This window comes from Pseudomonas sp. TZ252, from assembly GCF_056110345.1.
Window position 1 is genome coordinate 2,227,501 of record NZ_CM148566.1, and the last position, 25,742, is coordinate 2,253,242.

Genomic DNA, 25,742 nt, shown 5'->3' on the forward strand with positions numbered 1-25,742 from the left:
GCTCAGTAGTTTTGGATGCAGTTCCCAGGTTGAGCCCGGGGATTTCACATCCAACTTGCTGAACCACCTACGCGCGCTTTACGCCCAGTAATTCCGATTAACGCTTGCACCCTTCGTATTACCGCGGCTGCTGGCACGAAGTTAGCCGGTGCTTATTCTGTTGGTAACGTCAAAACAGCAAGGTATTAACTTACTGCCCTTCCTCCCAACTTAAAGTGCTTTACAATCCGAAGACCTTCTTCACACACGCGGCATGGCTGGATCAGGCTTTCGCCCATTGTCCAATATTCCCCACTGCTGCCTCCCGTAGGAGTCTGGACCGTGTCTCAGTTCCAGTGTGACTGATCATCCTCTCAGACCAGTTACGGATCGTCGCCTTGGTAGGCCTTTACCCCACCAACTAGCTAATCCGACCTAGGCTCATCTGATAGCGTGAGGTCCGAAGATCCCCCACTTTCTCCCTCAGGACGTATGCGGTATTAGCGCCCGTTTCCGGACGTTATCCCCCACTACCAGGCAGATTCCTAGGCATTACTCACCCGTCCGCCGCTGAATCCAGGAGCAAGCTCCCTTCATCCGCTCGACTTGCATGTGTTAGGCCTGCCGCCAGCGTTCAATCTGAGCCATGATCAAACTCTTCAGTTCAATACTGCTTGGGTTTTGAGAAAACCCTAAACTTGGCTCAGCAATCGCATTCTCTTAAAAAGAGATAAAACTCTCGAATTCACGAGTGTTACTTGCGTTGCTGATAATCTTGCGATCACCAGTCTTACATCACAAGCACCCACACGAATTGCTTGATTCGACTTGTTAAAGAGCAGTTGGTCAAGGCTTTCGTCTCAACCGAGGCCGCGCATTCTACAGCAACCTCTCGTTCCGTCAAGCGTTATTTTCGAAAATTTTCTTTTCTACTCAACCGCTTGCGCCGACCTTCAAACTATCTTCCGATCAGCGGGAGGCGCATTCTACAGCGTTCAAATTCGCTGTCAAGCACCTCGATGAAGCTTCATTTCGAACCCCTTTCGGGACCGAACCGCTGCGGCGAACAACCTGCCGGAGCGCTTCACCACCCCTGGGAGAGAATCCATAAATCCTTGATTTTCAAGCATTTACTCTTCGTCATCGCCGGGAGTGGTGCGCATTATAGGGAGATAGAAACTGGCGTCAACGATTATTTCAAAAATAATTCAAATAACCGCCGGAAGCGCTTTCAGCCCACCGAAACCGCCTCGCCAGCCGGCTTTTTCTGCGCCAGCAGGTAGAGCCCGACGAGGAAGCCGACCAGGCACAGAGTGACCACGTAGTAAGCCGGCCCCATCGGGCTCTGCTTGAGCAGCAGGGCCACCGCCATCGGCGTCAGCCCACCGAAGATGGCGTAGGCCAGGTTGTAGGAAAAGGACAGGCCGGAGAAACGCACAACCGGTGGGAACGCATTGACCATCACGTAGGGAACGGCGCCGACGATGCCGACGAAGAAGCCGGTCAGTGCATATAAAGGAAAGAGCCAGTCCGGGTGGGCCTTGAGGTTGCCGTAGAAGCTCCAGGACACCAGCGCCAGCAGCACGCTACCGGCAACGAAAGTCAGCCCTGCGCCGTAACGATCCGCCATGCGCCCGGCGACGATGCAGCCAAGGGTCAGGCAGACGATCGCCAGGCTGTTGGCCTTGAGCGCCGTGGCGGCATCGAAGCCGTATACGCTCTGCAGCACGGTAGGGGTCATCAGGATGACCACCACGATCGCGGCCGACAGCACCCAGGTCAGCAGCATCGACACCAGGACGGCGCCACGATGATCGCGGACCACCGCTTTCAACGGCACTTCCTCTGCCAGCGCCTTGCGCTGCTGCAGCTCGGCGAATACCGGCGTCTCGTGCAGCCAGCGGCGCAGGTAGACCGAGAACAGGCCGAACACCCCGCCGAGCAGGAAGGGAATCCGCCAGGCGTAGTCCTGCACCTCTGTCGCGCTATAGAAGCTATTGATCGCAGTAGCCACCAGCGAGCCCAGCAGGATGCCCGCCGTCAGGCCGGAAGTCAGCGTCCCGCAGGCATAACCGACATGCCGTGCCGGTACATGCTCGGCGACGAAGACCCAAGCCCCCGGCACCTCCCCGCCAATCGCGGCGCCCTGGATCACCCTCAGCAGGAGCAGCGCCAGGGGCGCCCAGATGCCGATCTGCGCGTAGGTCGGAAGCAGGCCCATGATCAGGGTCGGCACCGCCATCATGAAGATGCTCAGGGTGAACATGCGCTTGCGCCCGAGCAGGTCGCCGAAGTGGGCCATGATCACGCCGCCCAGCGGCCGCGCCAGGTAGCCGGCGGCGAACAGGCCGAAGGTTTGCAGCTGACGCAGCCATTCCGGCATGTCCGCCGGGAAGAACAGCTTGCCGACCACGGTGGCGAAGAACACGAAGATGATGAAGTCGTAGAACTCCAGCGCTCCACCCAGGGCGGAGAGGGACAGGGTCTTGTAGTCGCTGCGGGTCAATGGACGCTGGGCCGGCGCCTCGGGAGCATTCGCGGATGGCATGTCGGGATTGTTCTCTTTATTCGTTCAGCAAGCATGAGCGGGGTTCGACCGGCAGGCGTGTCGACCTGCGACCCGGGGACGCAGGAGCGAAACCATAGCAAATCGACGAATGTCCACACAGTCGGTCGAAGAGAGAACCGGGCGGTCGTCGGCTGCCCTACTCCTCTATATAATGCCCGGGCGCCTCTGAAAGCTGTCCCAAGACCTTGCACCGGCAGGCGTTTTGGGAGAGTTTTCCCCTAAACCGCGCTTGAACAAGAAATCCGGGGGGCACGAGGCCCTTACCTATGATCGAGCTTGAACAAGAAGACCCCATTCCCCAGGGAGACCTGGCCTTGCAGATTACCGCGCTGCCGCGCGAAACCAACGGTTTCGGCGATATCTACGGCGGTTGGCTGGTATCCCAGATGGACCTGGCGGGAACCGCCATGGCCAGCAAGATCGCCGGCGGCCGTATCGCCACCGTCGCCATCGACCGCATGGCCTTCATGGTGCCGGTCGCGGTAGGTGCCCAGCTTTCCTTCTATACCCAGACCCTGGAAGTCGGCCGCAGCTCGATCCGCATGCTGGTCGAGGTGTGGAGCGACGACCCGCTGTCCAGCGAATGGCGCAAAGTCACCGAGGCGGTGTTCGTGTTCGTCGCCATCGATGGCAGCGGGCGCACCCGCCCGGTCCCGCCACGCCGGGGCTAGACGCAGGAACGCCGGCTATCGCCGGCGTTCTTGTTTGCGCGTTCCTCAGGCCCGCACGGGGTTGCCGCGTACCGGCGCATCCCCGGCCACGTAGTACTTCGCCGTGCTGCGCGGCAGCGGCTGGCGACCGCGGATCCTGTCGGCGATCTTCTCGGCCATCATGATGGTGGTGGCATTGAGGTTGCCGGTGATGATCAGCGGCATGATCGACGCATCCACCACTCGCAGTCCTTCCATGCCATGGACCCGTCCCTGGCCATCGACCACCGCCATGTCGTCGCTGCCCATCTTGCACGAGCAGGATGGGTGGAAAGCGGTCTCAGCATGGTTGCGGATGAACTCGTCGAGTTCGGCGTCCGACTGCACGCTCACCCCAGGGCTCAACTCGCGGCCCCGATAGGGGTCCAGCGCCGGCTGGTTCATGATCTCGCGGGTCAGCCGGATGCCGTCGCGGAACTCCTGCCAGTCCTGCTCGTGGGACATGTAGTTGAACAGGATGCTCGGATGCTGGCGCGGGTCCCTGGACTTCAGGTGGATGCGCCCGCGGCTCGGCGAGCGCATCGAGCCCATGTGCGCCTGGAAGCCGTGCTCCTGCACGCCCTTGCTGCCGTTGTAGTTGATCGCCACCGGGAGGAAATGGAACTGGATGTTCGGCCATTCGAACGCTTCGCGGGTTCGGATGAAGCCGCCAGCCTCGAACTGGTTGCTGGCGCCGAGGCCCTTGCCGAGGAACAGCCACTGGGCACCGATGGCAGGCTGGTTCCACCATTTGGTCGCCGGGTAGATCGACACCGGCTGCTTGCAGGCGTACTGCAGGTAGAGTTCCAGGTGATCCTGCAGGTTGGCGCCGACGCCCGGCAGGTCATGCACCACCGGGATGTCCAGGTCGCGCAGCAGGGCCGCCGGGCCGACGCCGGAGCGTTGCAGCAATTGCGGCGAGGCGATCGCGCCGCTACACACCAATACTTCGCGGCGGGCGTGGGCGGTGACCGGGTTGTCGCCGTTGCCCACCAGGTAGGAGACGCCGATGGCGCGCTTGCCGCTGAACAGGATGCGGTCGCTCAGGGCGTGGGTGACGATGGTCAGGTTGGGCCGGCCGCGGGCCTGGTCCAAGTAGCCGCGCCCGGTGGCGGCGCGACGGCCCTCCGGGGTGACGGTCCGGTCCATGGGGCCGAAACCTTCCTGCTGGTAGCCGTTGAGGTCATCGGTTCGCGGGTAGCCGGCCTGCACGCCGGCCTCGACCATCGCATGGAACAGTGGGTTGTTGCCGGCCTTCGGCGTGGTCACGCTGACCGGGCCGTCGCCGCCATGGTAGTCGTTGGGACCGATGTCCCGGGTTTCCGCCTTGCGGAAGTACGGCAGGCAGTCGAGGTAGCTCCAGTCCTCGAGGCCCGGCTCCTTGGCCCAGCCGTCGAAGTCCAGGGCGTTGCCGCGGATGTAGCACATGCCGTTGATCAGCGAGGAGCCGCCCAGGCCCTTGCCGCGACCGCACTCCATGCGGCGGTTGTTCATGTAGGGCTCGGGGTCGGTCTCGTAGGCCCAGTTGTAGCGCCGCCCCTGCAGCGGGAAGGCAAGGGCCGCCGGCATCTGGGTGCGGAAGTCGAAGCGGTAGTCGGGACCGCCGGCTTCGAGCAGCAGGACGCTGACGTCGGCATCTTCGGTGAGGCGGGTAGCGAGTACGTTACCGGCAGAGCCGGCTCCGATGATGATGTAGTCGAATTCCTGGGACATGCAGGCCTTCCTCTTTTCTCGGCATGACACCGGCCGCGACGCTGGCGCGCCGGTGTCTGGAAGTTCGGAATGGCCGGTGTCAGGGAGCGTTGCCTGGGACCGGCCTGGTTAGGGGTTCGAGCGCTGCGTCGAGGCTCAGAACACCGAGGCGTAGTCGCCCAGCTCCACTTGCACGGACTTGATGCGAGTGTAATGAGCCAGGGTGGTGAGACCGTTCTCGCGACCGACACCGGATTGCTTGTAACCGCCGACCGGCATTTCCGCCGGCGACTCGCCCCAGGTATTGATCCAGCAGATGCCGGCTTCCAGGCGATGGATGGCGCGGTGGGCGCGGGCCAGGTCCTGGGTCACGACGCCGGCGGCGAGGCCGTACTCGGTATCGTTGGCGCGGCGGATCGCCTCGTCTTCGTCGTCATAGACCAGGATGCTCATCACCGGGCCGAAGATTTCCTCGCGGACGATGGTCATGTCGTCGCGGCAATCGGTGAACACGGTCGGCGCGACGTAGGCGCCTTTGCCGAACGCTCCATCGGTCACACGCTCGCCGCCGCACAGCAGGCGAGCCTTCTGCGCCTTGCCGGACTCGATGTAGCCGAGCACGCTTTCCATGTGCGGGAAGCTGACCAGCGGGCCGAAGTTGGTGTTCTCGTCCTGCGGGTCGCCGAGACGGATGCGCTGCACGCGCTCCAGTACCTTGGCTTCGAAGCGAGCCTGCTGGGAACGGTGGATGAACACCCGGGTGCCGTTGGTGCAGACCTGGCCGGAGCTGAAGAAGTTGGCCATGACGGCGATGTCGGCGGCGCGGTCGAGGTCTGCGTCGGGGAAGATGATCAGCGGGGACTTGCCGCCCAGCTCCATGGTCACTTCCTTCAGCGACGAGCTGGAAGCGCTGGCCATGACTTTCTTGCCGGTGGAGGTGCCACCGGTGAAGGAGATCTTCTCGATCAGCGGGTGCTCGGTCAGCCACTGGCCGACTTCGCGTCCGCTGCCGGTGAGCACGTTGAACACGCCGTCCGGCACGCCGGCCTCGGTGTAGATCTCGGCCAGCTTGAGGGCCGTCAGCGGGGTGACTTCGCTGGGCTTGAAGATCATCGCGTTGCCGGCAGCGAGGGCCGGGGCGGATTTCCACAGGGCGATCTGCACCGGGTAGTTCCAGGCGCCAATGCCGGCGACCACGCCCAGCGGCTCGCGGCGGGTGTAGACGAAACTGGTTTCGCGCAGGGGAATCTGCTCGCCTTCGATGGCCGGGACCAGGCCGGCGTAGTACTCGAGCACGTCGGCGCCGGTGACGATGTCCACCGAGCGGGTTTCCGCCAGCGGCTTGCCGGTATCCAGGGTTTCCAGGGCGGCCAGTTCGTCGTTGCGCTCGCGGAGGATGTCGACGGCGCGACGGAGAATGCGCGAGCGCTGCATGGCGGTCATCGCCGCCCACACCTTCTGCCCCTCGACGGCGCTCTGCACGGCCCGCTCGACGTCTTCCCTGGAAGCCCGCTGGACCTTGGCGAGCACTTCGCCGTTGGCCGGGTTGATGGTCTCGAAGGTGGCGCCACTGCTGGCCTCCACGTAGCGACCGCCAATGTAGAGCTTCTGTTCTTCGAATCGGGCCATGTTGCAGTCCTCTCTTATCGGTATCGCAGGCGCAAGGCGGCGCCGCGGGGGTTTTCGTCCCTACCCCGACTGTTTTGCCAACTGCTGGTCGAGGTAGTCGTAAGCGATGTTCAGGGCCTCGTCGGTATCGAAGGCGTCGCCGGTCAGCGCGCCACGCAACCACAGGCCGTCGATCAGGGCCGCCAGGCCGCGTGCCGCGGCGCGGGCGTCGTCCGCCGAGAGCTGGCGGCGGAACTGGTAGCACAGGTTCGAATACAGGCGATGGTCGTTGACCCGCTGCAATCGACGCAGTGCCGGCTGGTGCATGCTGGTCGCCCAGAACGCCAGCCAGGTCTTCATCGCCGGACCATTGACCTGGCTGTCGTCGAAGTTGCCTTCGACGATGGCTCGCAGGTGCGCCCTCGGACTGTCGTCGTAGAGCGCCGCGCGGCGTTCGCGTACGGCCTTGCTCAAGGCGCTGAGCAGGTGCCGCATGGTCGCTTCCAGCAAGCCGTTCTTGTCCTGGAAGTAGTGGCTGATGATGCCGTTGGAAACACCCGCCAGGCGGGCTATCAGGGCGATGCTGGCGTCTCCCATGCCGACCTGATCAACCGCCTCCAGGGTGGCGTGAATCAGTTGCGAGCGGCGGATGGGCTGCATACCGACCTTGGGCATTGCTATCTCCTCTCGTCGATGGGTGCGTGCGGGCACCGACCGACGTCATTGGTGGCCAGTCTATTTTGTTTTTATTGAACGTTCAATCAACTAAGAATAAGCTCGGCGTCCATGAGCGGCTCCCAGCCTGCGTGCAACCTGGCCCGCGCCGTTCATCACCTCGTCGCCGAAGTCCGCCAAGGATCGCAGAATCCGGGCTTCAAGTGGGGTGGCAATGCTGTGTCTGTAGTCCGCGGCCATAAGCCGCCATGCTTTCACTGCCATGGGGTCATCCTCCAATGAGTACTGCTTCGCCAATAAAAACAAACGAGCAGGTACGTCTGAATCCGATCGTGTTCTTCGGCTCGACCGCACTGATCCTGGTTCTGACCGCCGCCCTCATCCTCTATCCCGACAGCGCCGGAGCCTTGCTCGGCCGCATCCAGGAGTGGCTGTCGCACAGCTTCGGCTGGTACTACATGCTGGCCATCGGCGCCTACCTGTTCTTCGTCGCCTGGGTGGCCTTCTCGCGCTTCGGCACCCTCAAGCTCGGCGAGGAGCATGAAAAGCCGGACTTCAGCTACGGCGCCTGGGCCGGCATGCTGTTCTCCTCCGGGATCGGCATCTCGCTGCTCTACTTCGCCGCATCCGAGCCGATCGACCACCTCTACCATCCACCCGAAGGCGTTCCCGGCAGCCCTCAGGCGGCGCGCCAGGCGCTGCAACTGACCTTCCTCCACTGGGGCCTGCACGGTTGGGCGATCTATGCCCTGGTCGGCCTCGCCGTCGGTTATTTCGCCTACCGCCATCGCCAGCCGCTGGCGTTGCGCTCGGCGCTCTATCCGATCCTCGGCGAGCGCTGGGTGAAAGGCGCCGCGGGCCACGCGGTGGATTGCTTCGGCATCTTCGTCACCCTTCTCGGGCTGGTGACCAACCTGGGCATCGGCGCCTTGCAGGTGTCGTCCGGTCTCGAGTACCTGACCGGCATGCCGCACAGCAAAGGCACCCTGCTGGCGGTGATCCTGGCGATGAGCCTGGTCGCCACCCTGGCGGCGGTCTCCGGTGTCGAGAAAGGCATCCGCCGGCTGTCCAACCTGAATATCGTGCTGTTCAGCTCGCTGCTGCTGTTCGTGCTGGTCTGCGGTTCGACCCTGGAACTGCTCAACGGCTTCGTACAGAACCTCGGCGACTATCTCGACGGCCTGGTGCTGAAGACCTTCGACCTCTACGTCTACACCGGTGCCGGCGCCGGCAAGAGCGAGGAATGGCTGGGCCTGTGGACCCTGTTCTACTGGGCCTGGTGGATTTCCTGGGCGCCCTTCGTCGGTATGTTCATCGCCCGCATCTCCCGCGGTCGCAGCGTGCGCGAACTGGTCTGCGGGGTGCTGCTGATCCCGCTGGGCTTCACCCTGGCCTGGCTGTCGGTATTCGGCAACAGCGCCCTGGACCTGGTGATGAACCACGGCGCGACCGACCTGGGCAAGGCCGCGCTGGAACAGCCGTCGATGTCGATCTACCTGCTGCTGGAACACTATCCGCTGTCGAAGATCGTCATCGGCCTGTCGATCTTCGTCGGCTTCGTGCTGTTCCTCACCCCGGCGGATTCCGGCTCGGTGATGCTGGCCAATCTCTCGCGCAGCGGCGGCGAGCTGGACGAGGACGCGCCGAACTGGCTGCGTATCCTCTGGTCGGCCGTCGTCACGCTAGTCACCATCGGCCTGCTGTTCGCCGGCAACTTCACGGCGATGCAAACCGTCGTGGTGCTCGCCGGGCTGCCGTTCTCGGCGGTGCTGATCCTGTTCATGTTCGGCCTGCACAAGGCCATGCGCGCCGACTACGAGGCCCAGGTCGGCGACCGCCGCACCTACCAGCCGGTGCCGGCGCCAACCCAGCCCCAGACCTGAACCCGGCGCCGCTAGGGCGCCCTCGCCAATCAGGTGCGTACTTGGCCCGGCGTTTCGCCGGGCCTTTCTTTTCTGCCACCCGGCGCCCGGCGCATGCCGCAGGAACCGACGCGCAGGAGTGTGGGACAGGAAGAGCAGGCGGAAAAAGCGCGGAGGGTAAACGCGAATGCCCGGCAGCGCCGGGCATTCGCAGCGGCCCCGAGCGGGCCGAGGGGGATCAGCCGAGGTTCTTGCCCAGCAACGCGTGATACAGCTCGCTGTCGCCGAGCACCCCGACCACCCTGTCCTGCTCCTGAAGGACCAGCTTGTGGCCGGTCTGGTAGCGAATCTGCAGGGCATCGCGCATACGGATGCTGACATCCACCAGGGTCGGTTCGCGGCGCAGCTTCTCCACCGGGTCGCCCTGGCGCCAGCGTTGCAGGTCGATGACGTTGCTGCCCTGGCGCGCGCCCTTGAGCACGTCTCCTTCGCTGAGACCGATCCAGCAGTCGCGGCCCTGGTCGAAGCAGATCTCGTCGTTCTGCCGGATGCACTGGTCGAGGCCACGCATCAGGCTCTGGCCGCACAGCACGTTGAGCGGGTTGGTATGGGCGACGAAGGTACGCACGTAGTCGTCCGCCGGGCTCAGCACGATCTCTTCCGGCTTGCCGTGCTGGATGATCCGGCCGTCCTTCATGATCGCGATGCGGGTGCCGATCTTCAGCGCCTCGTCGAGGTCGTGGCTGACGAACACGATGGTCTTGTGCAGTTGCCGTTGCAGCACCAGCAGTTCGTCCTGCAATTGCTGGCGGATCAGCGGGTCGAGGGCGGAGAACGGTTCGTCCATCAGCAGGATGTCGCCATCCATCGCCAGCGCGCGAGCCAAGCCGACGCGCTGCTGCATGCCGCCGGAGAGCGAGTCGGGACGCTTGTCGCGCCACTGCGAGAGACCGACCAGCTCGAGCTTCTCGTCGATCAGCTTCTTCCGCTCGGCGGCCGGACGGCCCTGCATCTCCAGGCCGAAGCCGACGTTCTCGGCCACCGTCAGCCAGGGCATCAGGGCGAACTTCTGGAACACCATGGCGATGCGCTTGGTGCGCATGGCCTTGAGAGTCGCCGGCGAGCAGTTGGCGATGTCCACCTGCGAACCTTCGTGCTCGATCAGCAGCTTGCCGCGGCTGACCTTGTTCAGGCCGTTGATGCAGCGCAGCAGGCTCGACTTGCCGGAGCCGGAAAGTCCCATCAGCACGCAGATCTCGCCGCGGTTGACGTCCAGGCAGGCGTCCTCGACGCCGAGCACCTGGCCGGTGCGCTTGAGGATCTCGGCGCGGCCGAGGCCCTGGTCGAGGAGCTTCAGGGCTTCCTTGGTGTGGGTGCCGAAGATGACGTCCACATGGTCGAATCGGATCGCGGTCATGGCTTATTTCCCCTTCACGGCGCGCTGCTTGCACACCCGGTCGAGCAGGATGGCGAGCAGGACGATGGCCAGGCCGGCTTCGAAGCCGAGGGAGATGTCGGCGGTGTTCAGCGCGTTCACCACCGGCTTGCCGAGGCCATCGGCGCCGACCAGCGCGGCGATCACCACCATCGACAGGGAGAGCATGATGCATTGGGTGATGCCGGCGGCGATGCTCGGCATCGCGTGCGGCAGCTCGATGCGCGTCAGCAGTTGCCAGCGCGAGCAGCCGAAGGCCTTGCCGGCGTCGAGCAGCTCCGCCGGAACGTCCTGGATACCCAGGCAGGTCAGGCGGATCGGCGCGGCGACGGCGAAGATCACCGTGGAGATCAGGCCCGGCACCACGCCGAGGCCGAACAGGGTCAGGGTCGGGATCAGGTAGACGAAGGTCGGCACCGTCTGCATCAGGTCCAGCAGCGGCCGCAGCGCGGTGTAGAACCACGGCTTGTGCGCGGCGACGATGCCCAGCGGCACGCCCACGGCGATGCACACCAGGGTGGCGAATATCACCTGGGCGAGGGTTTCCATGGTCTCCTGCCAGTAGCCCAGGTTGAGGATCAGCAGCAACGAGGCCAGGGCGAACACGGTCAGCCCCCAGCTGCGCTGGATGAAATGCACCAGCCCTACCAGCAAGGCGATCAGCACCAGCGGGTTGAACCAGAGCAAGCCGTTGGTGACGCCATGGATGAGGAACTCCAGGGTGTCGGAGATCTTGTCGAAGAACGATGCGCCATGCAGGGTCAGCCAGTCGACGAAACCGGCGATCTGCTCTCCCAGCGGGAGCTTGTGATCAGTCAGGAACATAATCAGGGTCCATCAAGAGCGGGAAATGAACGACCGGTCGCCTACTTGGCGAACGCCAGCTTGGCCGCGGCTGCGGCAGGCTGCCCGTCGCGCGTGGTGACACCGGCCAGCCAGGCATCCAGCTGTTCCGGGTGATCCTTCAACCAGGCCTTAGCGGCTTCCTCGGGTTTCTTGTTTTCGTTGAGTACCGCGTCCATCAGCTTGTTCTCCATCTCGAGGGTGAAGCTGAGGTTCTTCAGCAGTTGGCCGACGTTGGCGCACTCCTGGGCGTAGCCCTTGCGCACGTTGGTGTAGATGGTCGCGCCGCCATAGTTGGGGCCGAAGAAGTCGTCGCCGCCTTCCAGGTACTTCATCTGGAAGCGGGTATTCATGGGGTGCGGCTCCCAGCCGAGGAACACCACCCACTGGTTGCGCCGGATGGCCCGCTGCACCTGCGAGAGCATGCCCGCCTCGCTGGATTCCACCAACTTGAACTTGCCCAGTTCGAAGGCGTTCTTGTCGATCATGCTCTGGGCGACGCGGTTGCCGTCGTTGCCCGGCTCGATGCCGTAGATCTTGTTGCCCAGCTTGTCGGAGAACTTCGCGATATCGGCGAAGCTGCGCAGGCCGCCGTCGTAGACGTACTGGGGAACCGCCAGGGTGTACTTGGCGCCCTCCAGGTTGGCGCGCAGCGTCTCGACCGTGCCTTTCTCGGCGTACTGCTTGATGTCGTTGGTCATGGTGGGCATCCAGTTGCCCAGGAATACGTCGAGGTCGTTGTTGGCCAGGGAGCGGTAGGTCACCGGCACCGAGAGCAGATTGACCTTGGTCTTGTAGCCGAGGGACTCGAGGACCTGGCGGGTGACCGCGGTGGTCACTGTGATGTCGGTCCAGCCGACGTCGGCGAAACGCACCGACGCACAGGATTCGGGCTCCGCGGCCTGGGCTGCCAGCGGTGCGCACAGAGACACGGCCAGCAGCCAAGACTTGCAACCTTTCATAGCGAACTCCTCTGCAGGGTAAGGCGCCGGCGCTACCCCGAAGGGCGCGGCGGTCTGTCTGTATCGGGCCGACCGGTAGCGGCCCTCAGCGGGCAATTCGTGAACGATCATGAAACAGGACGCATCCGTCGCCTACAGGGTGGGTCGCAACCAGTGCAGGCGGGGTCGCATTCAGTACCCGCTGTGTCGCATTCAATCATAGTGGTCTTTGCCGGCGACCAGCGGATGCCGTTTTCGGAGCGGCGCGAGCCCGTTCTCATTCCGACGCCGTGCAGGTGCAGACGCCCCCCGGCCGCAGAGGTTCCCCGATCCGGGCGCGGACGCGGCGCTTTTGGACATGGCCGGGTCGGTGGCGGATGCGGCCCGCCCCGGGGAAAGCCCGATGATGCGCAGGAATCGCGGGCGGAGGAGCCGCCACCCCCACTACGCAGGCACGGATGCCGCGGCAATCCCGGAGGCCGGCATGGCTATCAGTGTGTTCGACCTTTTCAAGATCGGTATCGGCCCGTCCAGTTCGCATACCGTCGGCCCCATGCGCGCCGCCGCGCTGTTCACCGCTGCCCTGCGCCAACGCCAGGCGCTGTCGGCGGTGCGGCGTCTCGAAGTGCGCCTGTACGGCTCGCTGTCCGCCACCGGCGTCGGCCACGGCACCGATCGCGCGGTGATCATGGGCCTGATGGGCGAATGGCCGGATCGTATCGACCCGACCCAGATCGCCCCGCGCATGGCCGCGCTGCTCGATAGCGGCCTGCTGCAACTGGACGGCCGCGTGGCGGTACCGTTCGACTGGGTGCGCGACATGCGCCTGCTCGACGAGAACCTTCCCTACCACCCCAACGCCATGACCCTGGTCGCCTACGGCGAGCAAGGCGAACTGCACCAGGAGACCTACTACTCGGTGGGCGGCGGCTTCGTGGTCGATGCGGCACAGGCCGCCTCGGGGCAGCTCGACCAGGACCACACGGTGCTGCCCTACGACTTCTCCAGCGCCGAGGAACTGTTGCTGCTGTGCAAGCGCCACAACCTGCGGGTATCCGAGCTGATGCTGGCCAACGAACGCATCTGGCGCAGCGAGACCGACATCCGCGAAGGCCTGCGGCGCATCTGGCAGGCGATGCGCGATTGCGTCGACAACGGGTTGCGCAACGAAGGCATCCTTCCCGGCGGGCTCAACGTGCAACGCCGCGCCGCGCGCCTGCACCGCAACCTGCAGGAGATCGGCAAGCCCAACGTGATCGGCTCGACCCTCAGCGCCATGGAATGGGTCAACCTGTTCGCCCTGGCGGTGAACGAGGAGAACGCCGCCGGCGGGCGCATGGTCACCGCGCCCACCAACGGCGCGGCGGGGATCATCCCGGCGGTGCTGCACTACTATATGAAGTTCAATCCCGACGCCCAGGACCGCGACGTCGTCGACTACCTGCTGGCCGCCGCCGCGGTGGGCATCCTGTGCAAGAAGAACGCCTCGATCTCCGGCGCCGAGGTCGGCTGCCAGGGCGAGGTCGGCTCGGCCTGCGCGATGGCCGCCGCCGGACTGGCGGAAGTCCTCGGCGCCACCCCGGCGCAGGTCGAGAACGCCGCCGAGATCGGCCTGGAGCACAACCTCGGGCTGACCTGCGACCCGGTCGGCGGGCTGGTCCAGGTGCCCTGTATCGAGCGCAACGCGATCGCCGCGGTGAAGGCCATCAACGCGGCGCAAATGGCCTTGCGCGGCGACGGCCAGCATTTCATCTCGCTGGACAAGGTGATCCGCACCATGCGCGACACCGGCGCCGACATGCACGACAAGTACAAGGAAACCTCGCGCGGGGGCCTGGCGGTGAACGCCATCGAGTGCTGAACCGGAATTGCTCACGAAACGATCGAGACGCCACTTTTTGGCGCATATGACGCGTGACCGGGCGGTCGCCATCCGTCACACTGCGGGGTAACGGCTCGCCGCCCGTCGTTACCTTTGTCGCCACGGCCGCTGCCCCGCCTTCTCGCCGGGGGCCGCCCTGGTGCTACCGAAATGCCCAGGCGCGCGGCGCGCCGCCAGCCGTCGCCCATGCTGTCGTTGTGCCAGGCCCGAGTGGAAATGCCGGGCTAAAGCCTTCCGGCTTTTTTGATTGAACGCCCAATCAATATAGGCATGGCATTTGCCTTGCTCTGGTTACAAGCAACGCCGACGGCGTGGCCCAAGCAGCCACCCGGAAATTCCAACAATCATAAAAAAAGCCTCGTGAGAGGCCTGCTTGCTCAGCGTGAGGAGATACACCCATGACCACGTACGCGCCCGGAGTTCCGCCACAGAACCGAAATCCGCAGTCCATCGGCTTCCTGCTGCTGGATAACTTCACCCTGATCTCCCTGGCCTCGGCGGTGGAACCGTTGCGCATGGCCAACCAGCTCTCGGGACGCGAACTCTACCGCTGGCATACGCTGAGCCTGGACGGCCGCCAGGTCTGGGCCAGCGACGGCCTGCAGATCACCCCCGACGCCGGTACCGACAACGCCCCGGCGGTGGATTGCGTGATCGTCTGCGGCGGCGTCGGCATCCAGCGCAGCGTCACCCGCGAGCACGTCACGTTCCTCCAGGCCCAGGCCCGCCAGGGTCGGCGCCTCGGCGCGGTGTGCACCGGCAGTTGGGCGCTGGCCCGCGCCGGCCTGCTCGACGGCTACGATTGCAGCGTGCACTGGGAATGCCTGGCGGCGATGCAGGAAGCCTTCCCCCGGGTGGCCATGAGCACCCGCCTGTTCTCCATCGACCGCAACCGCTTCACCTCTTCCGGCGGCACCGCGCCGATGGACATGATGCTGCACCTGATCGGCCGCGAGCATGGCCGCGAGCTGTCGGCGGCGATCTCCGAGATGTTCATCTACGAGCGCATCCGCAACGAGCAGGACCACCAGCGCGTGCCGCTCAAGCACATGCTCGGCACCAACCAGCCGAAGTTGCAGGAGATCGTCGCGCTGATGGAGGCCAACCTGGAGGAACCGATCGACCTCGACGAACTGGCGGTCTACGTCAACGTCTCGCGTCGCCAGCTCGAGCGGCTGTTCCAGAAGTACCTGCACTGCTCGCCGTCGCGCTACTACCTGAAGCTGCGCCTGATCCGCGCCCGCCAGTTGCTCAAGCAGACGTCCATGTCGATCATCGAGGTGGCCTCGGTCTGCGGCTTCGTCTCCACCCCGCACTTCTCCAAGTGCTACCGCGAGTACTTCGGCATCCCGCCGCGCGACGAGCGCCAGGGCCAGCCGCTGGGCCAGCCGGTGGTGCTGATGCCGATCCCGCAGGACCTGGCGTTGATGCCCAACTCCTCGGCGCTGTCGGCCCTGAGCCAGGCGCAGGGCGAGTCGACCTTCGCCAGCGTGCGGATCTGACGGCGCGTCCCTGCCCGCCCCGTCCACGGGAGCGGGCAGGGCCTTGTCAGCCCCGCGGCACCAGCGCCGGCAGCAGTTGCCGGGAAATCGCCTCGCGCACCGCCGGGAGCAGCGTGGCGTGCCCGCCGAGCATGTCCTCCACCAGCCGCCGCAGCGCCTGGGCGCGCTCCGGGCTGAGGCCGCGCACGGCGTATTCGCAGGCCTGCTCCGGAGTCGAGTCCGGCGGCACGCTGAAGCCCAGCGCCTGCAGGCGTTCGCGGAAATCGTCCTGGTCGATCAGATCGGCGTGCATCATCGCGGCAGCTCCTTCGATGGGGATTGCCATCGATTCTGCTGAGCCCACGTCGCTCCCGGCAAGGGGGCTGTCCCGCCTGGACATGGGCAGGTCGTTTTCGGCTAATTCGACCGCCAGCGACACCGCCACAATCGCCTCCAGCGGCTTGCGGAATGCAGCGGACGGCTTCCGGAAAACGCCAGACTCACACTGAGGGCCGTTCCTGGCTCCTTTTTCATCCCCCTCCGCGCGTCGGGCGCGGCAGGGGGATCTTTTTGCCGGGAGCCGGCTAACCGGCGTCAAGTCCCGCCCGACAGTGTTCCCAGAAGCGCTCGAAGCCCGGCGAGAGGAACTTGTCGCGCTGGCGCAGCATGTAGAAACGCCGGCGCAACGGCGGCAGGCTGCTGCGCAGCTCGACCAGCGCGCCGGAGGCCAACTGTTCCTCGACCACCCAGCGCGACAGGCAACTGATGCCCAGCCCGGCGGCGACGCTGTGCTTGATCGCCTCGGAGCTGCCCAGGTCCAGGCTGTCTTCCAGGTAATGCAGGTGGCCCAGCAGGGCGTGACTGACCTCCTCGCGCGTGCCCGAGCCGGGCTCGCGCAGCAGCCAGCGCGCACGGCGCAGGGCCTCGCGGGAGACCTGGGTGCGCAAGGCCAGCGGGTGGCCGGGCGCCGCCACCACGATCAGGCTGTCCTCGAGCCAGGGCTCCACCCGCAGGCCCGGCTCGTGGCAGGGGCCTTCGATGAGGCCGATGTCCGCCGCGAAGGTCACCACGTCCTGCACCGCCGAACCGGTGTTGCCGATGCTGGCGTTGACCCTCACCCCCGGCTGCTCCCGCTCGAAGGAGGCCAGCAGGCGTGGCAGCACGTAGTTGCCGATGGTGCTGCTGGCCGCCACCGTCAGGCTCGCCTGGGGCGCGGCGGAAACCGCGAACTGCTGCTCCAGTTGCGCCACCCCGTCGAGCAGGCGCAATGCCTGGGGCAGGAAGCGGCGGCCGACCTCGTTCAGTTGCAGGCGCTTGCCGACCCGGTCGAACAGGCGCGTGGAAAGCTGCGACTCCAGCTCGTTGAGCGCGGCGCTGGTGGCCGACTGCGACAGCGAGATGGATTCCGCCGCCGCCGTGGTACTGCCGCAGCGAGCCACCGCACAGAAGATCTGGAGCTGACGGAAACTGAGGGCCATGGACTCACCTACCTGTTTTTCAGGTATTTAATACAGAAACTATTCGTTTCACAAATTCATGCCCGCTACCTAACCTGCGTCCCGTGACCTCACCTGAGGAGCGAAGGATGCACACCCTCCCCGTCAAGACCGGTACCAGACCCCTGGCCCAGGTCCAGAAACTCATCCCCGGCCTGCTGCTCAGCGCCGCCCTGGCCGGCGCGGCGATCCTCCTGGGTCGTTCGCAATGGTTGCAGCACAACGGCATCAGCGCGCTGACCCTGGCCATCGTGCTCGGCATCGTCGTCGGCAACACCCTGTACCCTCGGATCGCCGCCGGCAGCGCCGCCGGCGTCGGCTTCTCCAAGCAGATCCTGCTGCGCGCCGGGATCATCCTCTACGGCCTGCGCCTGACCTTCCAGGACATCGCCGGGGTCGGATTGCACGGCGTGCTGCTGGACGCCCTGATGCTCGCCAGCACCTTCGGCCTGGCGTGCCTGCTCGGCACCCGGCTGTTCGGCCTGGACCGCACCACCACCCTGCTGATCGGCGCCGGCAGTTCGATCTGCGGCGCCGCCGCGGTGATGGCCACCGAGCCGGTGGTGCGCGGCCGTGCCGAACAGGTCGCGGTGGCGGTCTCCACCGTGGTGGTGTTCGGCACCCTGGGCATCTTCCTCTATCCGGCGCTGTTCCAGCTCGACCAGGACTGGGGGCTGCTGCCGCGCGACCCTGGCACCTGGGGCGTGTACATCGGTGCCACGGTGCACGAGGTGGCCCAGGTGGTCGCCGCGGGTCGCTCGATCGGCATCGAGGCAGCGGATACCGCGGTGATCGCCAAGATGGTCCGGGTAATGATGTTGGCGCCCTTCCTGATCCTGCTCTCGGCCTGGCTGGCACGCGACAAGGCGCACCGCCGGCAGCACAGCGGCGCGACCAAGATCACCATTCCCTGGTTCGCCGTCGGCTTCGTACTGGTCGCCGGACTCAACTCGCTGGTCAGCCTGCCGCCGGCGCTGGTCAGCCACGTCAACGACCTCGACACCTTCCTCCTGGCCATGGCGATGGCCGGCCTCGGCCTCGGCACGCACCTCTCGGCGATCCGCCGCGCCGGCCTCAAGCCGCTGCTGCTGGCCGCCCTGCTATTCGCCTGGCTGGTGCTCGGCGGTGGATTCCTCACCCGCCTGGCGCTCGCCTGAGTCCTCCGCCAGGAAGCCCTGCACGGCCCGCCGCAAGGCTTCGTGCAGGGCTTCCACCTCGTCGATGCCGTGGCCACGCAGGCAGCCATGGACCAGCCCGTTTCCCGGATAGAACCCTGCCTCGCCACCCGCCGCGCGTAGCTCTGCGCCATAGCGCTCACCGTCGTCGCGCAGCGGATCGAATTCGGCGACCGCCACGAAGGCCGGCGGCAGGCCAGTGAAATCAGCGGCCTCCAGGGGCAGCGCCAGCGGCTGTCGGTGCAGCGCCGCCAGTGGCAGGTAGGCGTCCAGGCACGCCTGCACATCGCCGAGGCCGAGCAACGGCGCGTCGACGCAGTCGATCCGCGAGGGCGATGGCGCGGCGGACAGCAAGGGATAGAGCAATATCTGCGCGGCCGGCGACGGCGCGCCGCCATCGCGCAGGGCCAGGCACAGCGCCGCCGCCAGGTTGCCGCCGGCGCTGTCGCCGGCCACCAGCAGGCGTCGCCCATCCAGCGCTTCGTCCAGCTCGCCCAGGCTCAGCGCCTGCCAGGCACGCAGGCAATCCTGCAATGCCGCCGGGAACGGATGCTCCGGCGCCAGTCGGTAATCCACCGCCAGCACCAGCAGGCCCAGGCGCGCCGCCAGGTCGGCGCAGATGAAATCGTGTGAGTCGAGGCCGCCGAGCATCCAGCCGCCACCGTGCAGGTAGAGCAGCGCCGGCCAGCCACCGGGCGGTGCCGGGCGGTCGGGGCGATAGCGGCGCACGCGCACCGGCGGCGCGGCCGGCAAGCAGGAGTCGAGCACCCGCAAACCGGCCGGGCGCGGCGGCGCGAACGCCTGGCACATCCGCGCGTAGGCCGCACGTTGCGCATCCAGGCGCGGACTGTCGCTGGCGAACGCCCGGCTGTGCTCGACGAAGCGCCACATCGCCGGAGACAGCGGATACTTCGCAGCCATCGCGCTCAGCGCACCGGCGGCAGGCCGATCACCCGACCGACACCTTCCGGCACGGGGAGCGCGCGATGTGCCTCGGCGAGCGCCTCGACCCGCGCCAGCACCTCGCCTTCGAACGGTACCGAGCGCGGGCCGTCGAGGCTGACGTGGAGCAGCATCTGCTCGCTCAGCGCCAGCGCCTGCCCGCTGCCAGGCAGGTACAGGGCATGGTGGATATGCAGGCGCTTGCGATCGTGACCGAGCAGTTGCGTACGCACCTCGACCCTGGCGCCCTCCTTCACCTCATGGAGGAAGTTCAGGTGGCATTCCAGGGTGAACAGCGAGTGTCCGCTGGCGTCGCGGTTCTGGCTGTCCAGGCCGATATGCGCCATCAGCGCATCGGTGGCGTAGCTGAACACCAGCAGGTAGAACGCATCGCGCAAGTGGCCGTTGTAGTCCACCCACTCGGGCAGGACCGGCGTCTCGTAGGTCGTCAGGACTTGGCTCATGGCAGGCTCCGTGGTTGCGCTACGTCCGGCGGGGCGGAAGGCGCGTCATGTCACTCGGCGAAGGCGAAGCCGTGCCGGGCCTTGGTTTCCCTGATCGCCCCGAGCACCGCCAGCAGGCAGTCGTCGCGGTAGCGCTCGAGCTCGGCGATGCTGCGCGCGCCCTGCTGCTCGGCGGTGCCCTCCACCACCCGGTCGATCAGGGCTTCGGTGAGTTCCGGCGCCGGCAGGTAGGTCCAGGGCAATTGCAGCGCCGGGCCGAACTGCGCCATGAAGTGGCGCATGCCGGCGTTGCCACCGGCCAGGGTGTAGGTCAGGAAGGTGCCCATGAACGACCAGCGCAGGCCGGCGCCGAAGCGGATCGCATCGTCGATCTCGCCGGTCGTGGCCACGCCGTCGTTGACCAGGTGCAGCGCCTCGCGCCAGAGCGCCTCGAGCAAGCGGTCGGCGATGAAGCCGGGCACTTCCTTGCGTACGTGCAGCGGACGCATGCCCAGCGATTCGTAGACCCGCATCGCCGCCCGCACGGCCTCGGCAGCGGTGCGTTCGCCGCCGACCACCTCCACCAGCGGCAGCAGGTAGACCGGGTTGAACGGGTGGCCGACCAGGCAGCGCTCGGGGTGGCTCGCCTCGGCGTAGAACTCGCTGGGCAGCAGGCCCGAGGTGGAGGAACCGATCAGCACGTCGGGCCGCGCCGCGGCGCTGATCCTGGCGTGCAGGTCGAGCTTCAGGTCGAGCCGCTCGGGGGCGCTCTCCTGGATGAAATCGGCGTCGCCCACGCATTCCTCGATGCTCGCGACGAAGCGCAGACGCTCCTGCGCCGCGCCGGGCGCCAGGCCCTGTTTCCGCAAGGCCGGCCAGGCATTGGCGACGCGCGCGCGCAACGCCGCTTCGGCGCCCGGCGCCGGATCCCAGGCGACGACGTCGAGGCCGTGGGCCAGGGCGCGGGCGATCCAGCCGCTGCCGATGACGCCGCTACCGAGGGCGGCGAAGGTCTTGATCTCGGTGACGAAGGACATGGACATCTCCAGAAGGTTGTTCCCGCCCCCGACGGGGCGGGGAGGAAGAAATCAGCGCGGCTTCAGGTTCATCCTGCGGCGCCCTTCCGCCGGGCTCAGGGCGCGCCCGCCGAGGCGCTCGATGATCTCGATGGCGCGCTCCACCAGGCTGCCGTTGCTCGCCGGCACGCCCTTGTCCAGCCAGATGTTGTCCTCCAGGCCGACCCGCACGTTGCCGCCCAGCAACATGGCCTGGGCGACCATCGGCATCTGCGTGCGGCCGATGCCGAAGCCGGCCCAGGTCGCCCCCGGCGGCAGGTTGTCGGCCATCGCCTTCATGGTCGTGGTATCGGCCGGCGCGCCCCAGGGAATGCCCAGGCAGATCTGGAACAGCGGATCCTCCAGCAGCCCTTCCTTGAGCATCTGCTTGGCGAACCAGAGGTGGCCGGTATCGAAGATTTCCAGCTCGGCCTTGACCCCCAGCTCGGTGATGCGCCGGGCGCCGGCGCGCAGCTGCGCAGGGGTGGAGACGTAGATGTAGTCGCCGTCGCCGAAATTGAGGGTGCCGCAGTCCAGGGTGCAGATTTCCGGCAGCAGCTCCTCGACATGCCTGAGCCGCTCCAGCGGGCCGACCAGGTCGGTGCCAGCACCGAACTCCAGAGGCTGCTCGCCCTTGCCGATCTCCAGGTCGCCGCCCATGCCGGCGGTGAGGTTGATGATCACGTCGGTGTCGCTTTCGCGGATACGCTCGACCACTTCGCGGTACAGCGCCACGTCGCGACTGGGCTTGCCGGTGGCGGGGTCGCGGACGTGGCAGTGGGCGACGGTGGCGCCGGCCCTGGCCGCCTCGATGGCGGCCTCGGCAATCTGTTTCGGGGTGACCGGGATCGCCGGATGCCGGCCGACGGTATCGCCGGCGCCGGTCACCGCGCAGGTGACGATGACTTCATGGTTCACGGTGGTAGCTTCCTGTATTCGGGGTGTACAAAGCCCCGCCCGGCCGCGCCGGGCGGAACGGATAGGTGCGGGTTACTTCAGCGAGGCCTGGAGCGCGGCCAGGCCGTCCTTGCCGTCGAAGGTGCTCACGCCATCCAGCCAGGCCTTCAGCGGCTCGGGGTTGGCCTTCAGCCACTGGCGCGCGGCGTCGAGGGGCTGGGTGCGATCGAGGATCGGCGCCATCACCTGGCTGACCTGGGCGCTGCTGAAACGCAGGTTGTGCAGCAGCCGGGCGACGTTGCCGCACTGCGCCTGGTAGCCGGCGGCTGTCATGGTGGAGACGGTGGCCGCGCCCTCGTCGGGACCGAACACATCCTCGCTGCCGGTGAGGTAGGTCATGTCGATCTGCAGGTTCATCGGATGCGGCTTCCAGCCGAAGAACACCACCCACTGCTTGCGCTTGATCGCCCGCTTCACCGCCGTGAGCATCCCGGCCTCGCTGGACTCCACCAGCTGGAAGCCCTTCAGGCCGAAACGGTTGTCGTCGATCATCTTCCGGGTGATGCGGTTCGAGCCGCTGCCCGGCTCGATGGCGTAGATGCGGCCGCCAAGCTTGTCCTTGAAGCGGGCGATGTCGGCGAAGGTCTTCAGCCCGCCCTCGGCGACGTAGCTCGGCACCGCATAGGTGGACTGCGCGTCGGCCAGGGTCGGCGGCTCGATCACTTCGATCCGGCCTTTGTCCAGGTAAGGCCTGGCGACCGGCTGCATGGTCGGTTGCCAGTAGCCGAGGAACAGGTCCAGCTGCTTGTCGGCCAGGCCGGCCAGGACGATCTGTTGCGAGGCGCTGGTCTGCTTCACCTGGTAGCCCAGGCCGTCGAGCAAGGCCTCGGCCACGGCGCTGCTGGCGACCACGTCGGTCCAGTTCACCGTGCCCAGGCGCACCGTGCGGCACTGCTCGGGTTCGGCGGCCAGGGCGGCGCCACTGGCCAGGATCAGCAGGGCGCAGCCCAGCTGGCGAATCGTCGTCTTCATCGGTCTCCCCTCGTGCGGCTATTGATTGTTTTTCTGCGAGGTGGGCGCCGGCCCCTTGCGAGACCGACCCTGGCGACCAAGGTACGCAGCCGGGACGGCGGCGAAGCGCACTGCGGCGACCAGCTCTTGCACTGCAGCGACCTGGCCATTGCCAAGCGCGGCGGGCCTGCGCTACACACAGGCTGCGCAACCTCAACCCCGGAGCGCCCCATGTCCCAGGACTTCTGGTTTCTCCTGCTGCCCGGCTTCTCGGTAATGGGCTTCGTTTCCGCCGTGGAGCCACTGCGAGTGGCCAACCGCTTCCACGCCGACCTCTACCGCTGGCACGTGCTCAGCGCCGACGGCGGTCCGGTGCTGGCCAGCAATGGCATGTCGGTGAACAGCGACGGCGCGCTGGAGCCGTTGAAGAAAGGCGACCTGCTGTTCGTGGTGGCCGGTTTCGAGCCGCTGCGGGCGGTCACCCCGGCACTGGTGCAGTGGCTGCGCAAGCTCGATCGCAACGGCGTGACCCTCGGTGGCATCGATACCGGCAGCGTGGTGCTGGCCGAGGCCGGTCTGCTCGACGGGCGCCGCGCGACCCTGCACTGGGAAGCCATCGACGCCTTCCAGGAGTCCTACCCGCAACTGAGCGTGACCCAGGAGCTGTTCGAGATCGACGGTCCGCGCATCACCTCGGCCGGCGGCACCGCCTCCATCGACCTGATGCTCGACCTGATCGCCCAGGCCCACGGTCCGCAACTGGCGGTGCAGGTTTCCGAGCAGTTCGTGCTCGGCCGCATCCGCCCGCGCCAGGACCACCAGCGCCTGCAGGTGGCGACCCGCTATGGCGTGAGCAACCGCAAGCTGGTGCAGGTGATCGGCGAGATGGAGCGGCATACCGAGCCGCCACTGACCACCCTGGAGCTGGCCGAGCGCATCCAGGTCACCCGCCGCCAGCTGGAACGGCTGTTCCGCGTGCACCTGGACGACACGCCCTCGAACTTCTACCTCGGCCTGCGCCTGGACAAGGCCCGCCAGTTGCTGCGCCAGACCGACCTCAGCGTGCTACAGGTGAGCCTGGCCTGCGGCTTCGAGTCGCCGTCGTACTTCTCCCGCAGCTACCGCGCGCGCTTCGCCGCCAGTCCCAGTCAGGATCGCGCGGTGCTGCCGCTCAAGGCTCCCGCAGCCACGCCGCCAGGCGCGCCAGCAGGGCATCGCACGCCTCGAGCTGAGCGAGGCTGACGAACTCGTCCGGCTTGTGGCCCTGGTCCATGCTGCCGGGACCGCAGATCACCGCCGGGATACCGGCCTGGTGGAACAGCCCGCCCTCGGTGCCGAAGGCCACGGTGGAGAAATCCGTCGAACCGCTGAGCAGGCCGATCAGCTCCGCCGCCTGGCTGTCGTCTGCGGTGAGCAGGCCGGGATAGGCCGATAGCGGCGTGAAGCGGATATCGGTACTTCGCTCCACCGCGCGCATCCGCGGCAGCAGTTCGCTTTCGGCATAGTCGCGGAGTTCCTCGGCGACCTGCCGCGGGTCGTCCGCCGGCAGCGCGCGGACCTCGAAGTCGAAGCGGCACTCGGCGGGCACGATGTTCAGCGCCCGGCCGCCCTGGATCAGTCCGGTCTGCACCGTCGAGTAGGGCGGGTCGAAACGCCGGTCGTGGCGCTCCGGCGCCGCCAGGCGCGCGCCGATCTCGCCGAGGCGACCGATCAGCCGCGCGGCGTATTCGATGGCATTCACCCCCTGCGGCGCGTAGGCCGAATGGCAGGCCGCGCCGTGCACCTCGCAGCGCATGGCCAGCTTGCCCTTGTGGCCGAGCACCGGCTTCAGCTCGGTGGGCTCGCCGATGATGCACAGCAACGGCTTGTGCGGACGCCGCTCCAGCGCCGCGAGCAGCGAACGGACGCCCAGGCAGCCGACTTCCTCGTCGTAGGAGAACGCCAGGTGCACCGGCAGGCGCAACGGCGCGGCGAGGAACGCCGGGACGGCCGCCAGCACGCAGGCCAGGTAGCCCTTCATGTCCGCCGTGCCACGCCCGTAGAGGCGGCCATCGCGCTCGCTGAGCCGGAACGGCGGCACGCTCCAGGCCTGGCCGTCCGCCGGCACCACGTCGGTATGCCCGGAAAGGCAGACGCCGCCACGGTCGCTGGGGCCGATGGTGGCATAGAGATTGGCCTTGCGGCCGTCGGCGTCGAAGAACAGTTCGCTGTCGACGCCGAAACCCGCCAGGTAGTCGCGGACGTAGTCGATCAGCGCCAGGTTGGACTCGCGGCTGACGGTGTCGAAGGCCACCAGGTCGGCGAGGATGTCGCGGCTGCCGGGCATGTCGGGCTCCAGGGCGCAGGTCTCGCGCTGCGCCGTCGAGGAAGGGAACGACCCGCTCACTCGTCGCCGGGCACGCCGTAGCTCGGCGCACGGGTCGGGTCGAGGGCGCGGGTCACATAGTCCTGCATCTGCGGCTTGTAGGCGAGCCACAGTCGCTCGAGCTGGCCGATGGGGTCGTGCTCGGCCCAGTCGACGCGCAGGTCGACCACCGGCCAGAGCAGGTCGCCGACCACCGACAGCGCCGCCGAATGCACCGGCCCGGCTTCGCCACCAGCGGCCAGCGCGGCACGCATCGCCGCCAGCAGGCGCTCGGCGAGCAGGCCTTCGGCGTTCTCGAAGGCATCCACCATCGCCTCGATCACTTCCGGCGCGGCCAGCAGGTTGCCGGCCGCCACGCATTGTTCGCCGGCCCGCGCATGGTGGACGCCGAGCGCCTCGCGGCCGGTGAACAACGCGGTGCGGCCGTGCTGGTCGATCACCGTGACCTGGCGATACTGGCCATAGCCGTTGCTGCTCAGCGCCTGGTCCAGCGCTTCGCCAGGGGCCAGGCCCTGGTCGAGGCGGTCGAGAATCTGCGGGCCGAGCGCCGGCAGGGTGATGTTCTGCGTAGCCACCGCGCCGGTGCCGGCGCGCAGCCAGGGACAACGGGCGCCGACGGCGATGCTCGACGAGCTGATGGCGATGCCCAGCTGGCCGGTTTCGGCGCAGCGGCCGACGATGGAAAAGGTCATGGCGCGCGCC

At 66.7% G+C, this 25,742-nt stretch carries 22 protein-coding genes and 1 rRNA gene (1 of these 23 running past the window's edge); 6 read left to right on the plus strand and 17 right to left on the minus strand.

The genetic code is table 11. The annotated features are described in order from the left end of the window. Window positions 1–645, minus strand: a 16S ribosomal RNA gene (locus ACYAF3_RS10255) (it extends 891 nt beyond the left edge of the window). 565 nt (window positions 646–1,210) lie between these two features. Further along, the gene (locus ACYAF3_RS10260; RefSeq protein WP_003104851.1) at window positions 1,211–2,527 is read right to left on the minus strand and encodes an MFS transporter; all 1,317 of its coding nucleotides are present in this window, start codon (window positions 2,525–2,527) and stop codon (window positions 1,211–1,213) included. 287 nt (window positions 2,528–2,814) lie between these two features. On the opposite strand from ACYAF3_RS10260, the gene ACYAF3_RS10265 reads away from it, so the two are divergent. Then, the gene (locus tag ACYAF3_RS10265; protein WP_003096677.1) at window positions 2,815–3,219 is read left to right on the plus strand and encodes an acyl-CoA thioesterase; all 405 of its coding nucleotides are present in this window, start codon (window positions 2,815–2,817) and stop codon (window positions 3,217–3,219) included. 45 nt (window positions 3,220–3,264) lie between these two features. On the opposite strand, the gene betA is transcribed toward ACYAF3_RS10265, so the two are convergent. From betA to betI, 3 genes are all read right to left on the minus strand, one after another. After that, window positions 3,265–4,950, minus strand: coding sequence for a choline dehydrogenase (gene betA, locus ACYAF3_RS10270; protein ID WP_003104848.1), 1,686 nt, complete (start codon window positions 4,948–4,950; stop codon window positions 3,265–3,267). A 135-nt stretch (window positions 4,951–5,085) separates the two neighbouring features. Beyond that, complete coding sequence (gene betB, locus ACYAF3_RS10275) at window positions 5,086–6,558, minus strand: betaine-aldehyde dehydrogenase (RefSeq protein WP_003114436.1); 1,473 nt, start codon at window positions 6,556–6,558, stop codon at window positions 5,086–5,088. Between the two features lie 60 nt (window positions 6,559–6,618). Continuing rightward, the gene (gene betI / locus ACYAF3_RS10280) at window positions 6,619–7,212 is read right to left on the minus strand and encodes a transcriptional regulator BetI (protein ID WP_003096684.1); all 594 of its coding nucleotides are present in this window, start codon (window positions 7,210–7,212) and stop codon (window positions 6,619–6,621) included. A 332-nt stretch (window positions 7,213–7,544) separates the two neighbouring features. Between betI and ACYAF3_RS10285 the strand changes: the two genes are divergently transcribed. Next, window positions 7,545–9,095 carry a BCCT family transporter gene (locus ACYAF3_RS10285; RefSeq protein ID WP_003114437.1) on the plus strand — a complete coding sequence of 517 codons (1,551 nt, stop codon included), beginning with the start codon at window positions 7,545–7,547 and terminating at the stop codon, window positions 9,093–9,095. A gap of 217 nt (window positions 9,096–9,312) precedes the next feature. Here ACYAF3_RS10285 and choV read toward each other — a convergent pair whose 3' ends face one another. Genes choV through ACYAF3_RS10300 form a run of 3 tightly spaced genes read right to left on the minus strand, consistent with a single transcriptional unit; the run spans window position 9,313 to window position 12,314 of the window. After that, on the minus strand, window positions 9,313–10,491 hold the full coding sequence (gene choV, locus ACYAF3_RS10290) for a choline ABC transporter ATP-binding protein (RefSeq protein ID WP_003096690.1): 1,179 nt from the start codon (window positions 10,489–10,491) through the stop codon (window positions 9,313–9,315). Between the two features lie 3 nt (window positions 10,492–10,494). After that, window positions 10,495–11,334, minus strand: coding sequence for a choline ABC transporter permease subunit (gene choW / locus ACYAF3_RS10295; RefSeq protein WP_003096692.1), 840 nt, complete (start codon window positions 11,332–11,334; stop codon window positions 10,495–10,497). 41 nt (window positions 11,335–11,375) lie between these two features. Further along, window positions 11,376–12,314, minus strand: coding sequence for a choline ABC transporter substrate-binding protein (locus tag ACYAF3_RS10300; RefSeq protein WP_003104841.1), 939 nt, complete (start codon window positions 12,312–12,314; stop codon window positions 11,376–11,378). A gap of 463 nt (window positions 12,315–12,777) precedes the next feature. Between ACYAF3_RS10300 and ACYAF3_RS10305 the strand changes: the two genes are divergently transcribed. Together ACYAF3_RS10305 and gbdR are read left to right on the plus strand one after the other, a co-directional pair. Then, window positions 12,778–14,154, plus strand: coding sequence for an L-serine ammonia-lyase (locus ACYAF3_RS10305; RefSeq protein ID WP_003111339.1), 1,377 nt, complete (start codon window positions 12,778–12,780; stop codon window positions 14,152–14,154). Between the two features lie 419 nt (window positions 14,155–14,573). Then, window positions 14,574–15,677: a choline metabolism transcriptional regulator GbdR gene (gbdR, locus tag ACYAF3_RS10310; RefSeq protein WP_003096699.1), complete on the plus strand. Its 1,104-nt coding sequence runs from the start codon at window positions 14,574–14,576 to the stop codon at window positions 15,675–15,677. A 46-nt stretch (window positions 15,678–15,723) separates the two neighbouring features. Here the strand turns inward: gbdR and ACYAF3_RS10315 are convergent, their stop codons facing one another. Both ACYAF3_RS10315 and ACYAF3_RS10320 read right to left on the minus strand, forming a co-directional pair. Next, window positions 15,724–15,972, minus strand: a complete 249-nt coding sequence (locus tag ACYAF3_RS10315) for a hypothetical protein (protein ID WP_003096701.1) — start codon at window positions 15,970–15,972, stop codon at window positions 15,724–15,726. Between the two features lie 268 nt (window positions 15,973–16,240). Next, window positions 16,241–17,134, minus strand: coding sequence for a LysR family transcriptional regulator (locus tag ACYAF3_RS10320; protein WP_003096704.1), 894 nt, complete (start codon window positions 17,132–17,134; stop codon window positions 16,241–16,243). 107 nt (window positions 17,135–17,241) lie between these two features. Here ACYAF3_RS10320 and ACYAF3_RS10325 point away from each other — a divergent pair, with 107 nt between their 5' ends. Further along, the gene (locus ACYAF3_RS10325; protein ID WP_015649845.1) at window positions 17,242–18,309 is read left to right on the plus strand and encodes a YeiH family protein; all 1,068 of its coding nucleotides are present in this window, start codon (window positions 17,242–17,244) and stop codon (window positions 18,307–18,309) included. Here ACYAF3_RS10325 and ACYAF3_RS10330 read toward each other — a convergent pair. The 5 genes from ACYAF3_RS10330 to ACYAF3_RS10350 all read right to left on the minus strand — a co-directional run bounded on the left by ACYAF3_RS10330 (window position 18,253) and on the right by ACYAF3_RS10350 (window position 22,696). After that, window positions 18,253–19,248 (minus strand): acylcarnitine hydrolase, encoded by a 996-nt coding sequence (locus tag ACYAF3_RS10330; RefSeq protein WP_023115667.1) that lies wholly within the window; start codon window positions 19,246–19,248, stop codon window positions 18,253–18,255. The two genes, ACYAF3_RS10325 and ACYAF3_RS10330, sit on opposite strands and share 57 nt — an antisense overlap. Before the next feature lie 5 nt (window positions 19,249–19,253). Then, on the minus strand, window positions 19,254–19,733 hold the full coding sequence (locus tag ACYAF3_RS10335; protein WP_003117175.1) for a thioesterase family protein: 480 nt from the start codon (window positions 19,731–19,733) through the stop codon (window positions 19,254–19,256). Window positions 19,734–19,783: 50 nt separating this feature from the next. Further along, complete coding sequence (locus ACYAF3_RS10340; protein WP_003096713.1) at window positions 19,784–20,749, minus strand: L-carnitine dehydrogenase; 966 nt, start codon at window positions 20,747–20,749, stop codon at window positions 19,784–19,786. Between the two features lie 51 nt (window positions 20,750–20,800). Then, a complete protein-coding gene (gene cdhC / locus ACYAF3_RS10345) occupies window positions 20,801–21,685 on the minus strand; it encodes a 3-dehydrocarnitine:acetyl-CoA trimethylamine transferase CdhC (RefSeq protein WP_003096716.1) in 885 nt (294 codons plus the stop codon). Between the two features lie 72 nt (window positions 21,686–21,757). Next, window positions 21,758–22,696 (minus strand): choline ABC transporter substrate-binding protein, encoded by a 939-nt coding sequence (locus ACYAF3_RS10350; protein ID WP_003096718.1) that lies wholly within the window; start codon window positions 22,694–22,696, stop codon window positions 21,758–21,760. A 210-nt stretch (window positions 22,697–22,906) separates the two neighbouring features. On the opposite strand from ACYAF3_RS10350, the gene cdhR reads away from it, so the two are divergent. Continuing rightward, window positions 22,907–23,917, plus strand: coding sequence for an HTH-type transcriptional regulator CdhR (gene cdhR, locus ACYAF3_RS10355; RefSeq protein ID WP_003114442.1), 1,011 nt, complete (start codon window positions 22,907–22,909; stop codon window positions 23,915–23,917). Here cdhR and argE read toward each other — a convergent pair. Together argE and ACYAF3_RS10365 are read right to left on the minus strand one after the other, a co-directional pair. Beyond that, on the minus strand, window positions 23,847–25,001 hold the full coding sequence (gene argE / locus ACYAF3_RS10360) for an acetylornithine deacetylase (RefSeq protein ID WP_003121330.1): 1,155 nt from the start codon (window positions 24,999–25,001) through the stop codon (window positions 23,847–23,849). The genes cdhR and argE overlap by 71 nt on opposite strands. Window positions 25,002–25,057: 56 nt before the next feature. After that, window positions 25,058–25,732 (minus strand): DUF1028 domain-containing protein, encoded by a 675-nt coding sequence (locus tag ACYAF3_RS10365; RefSeq protein WP_003106037.1) that lies wholly within the window; start codon window positions 25,730–25,732, stop codon window positions 25,058–25,060. Window positions 25,733–25,742: the final 10 nt, after the last annotated feature.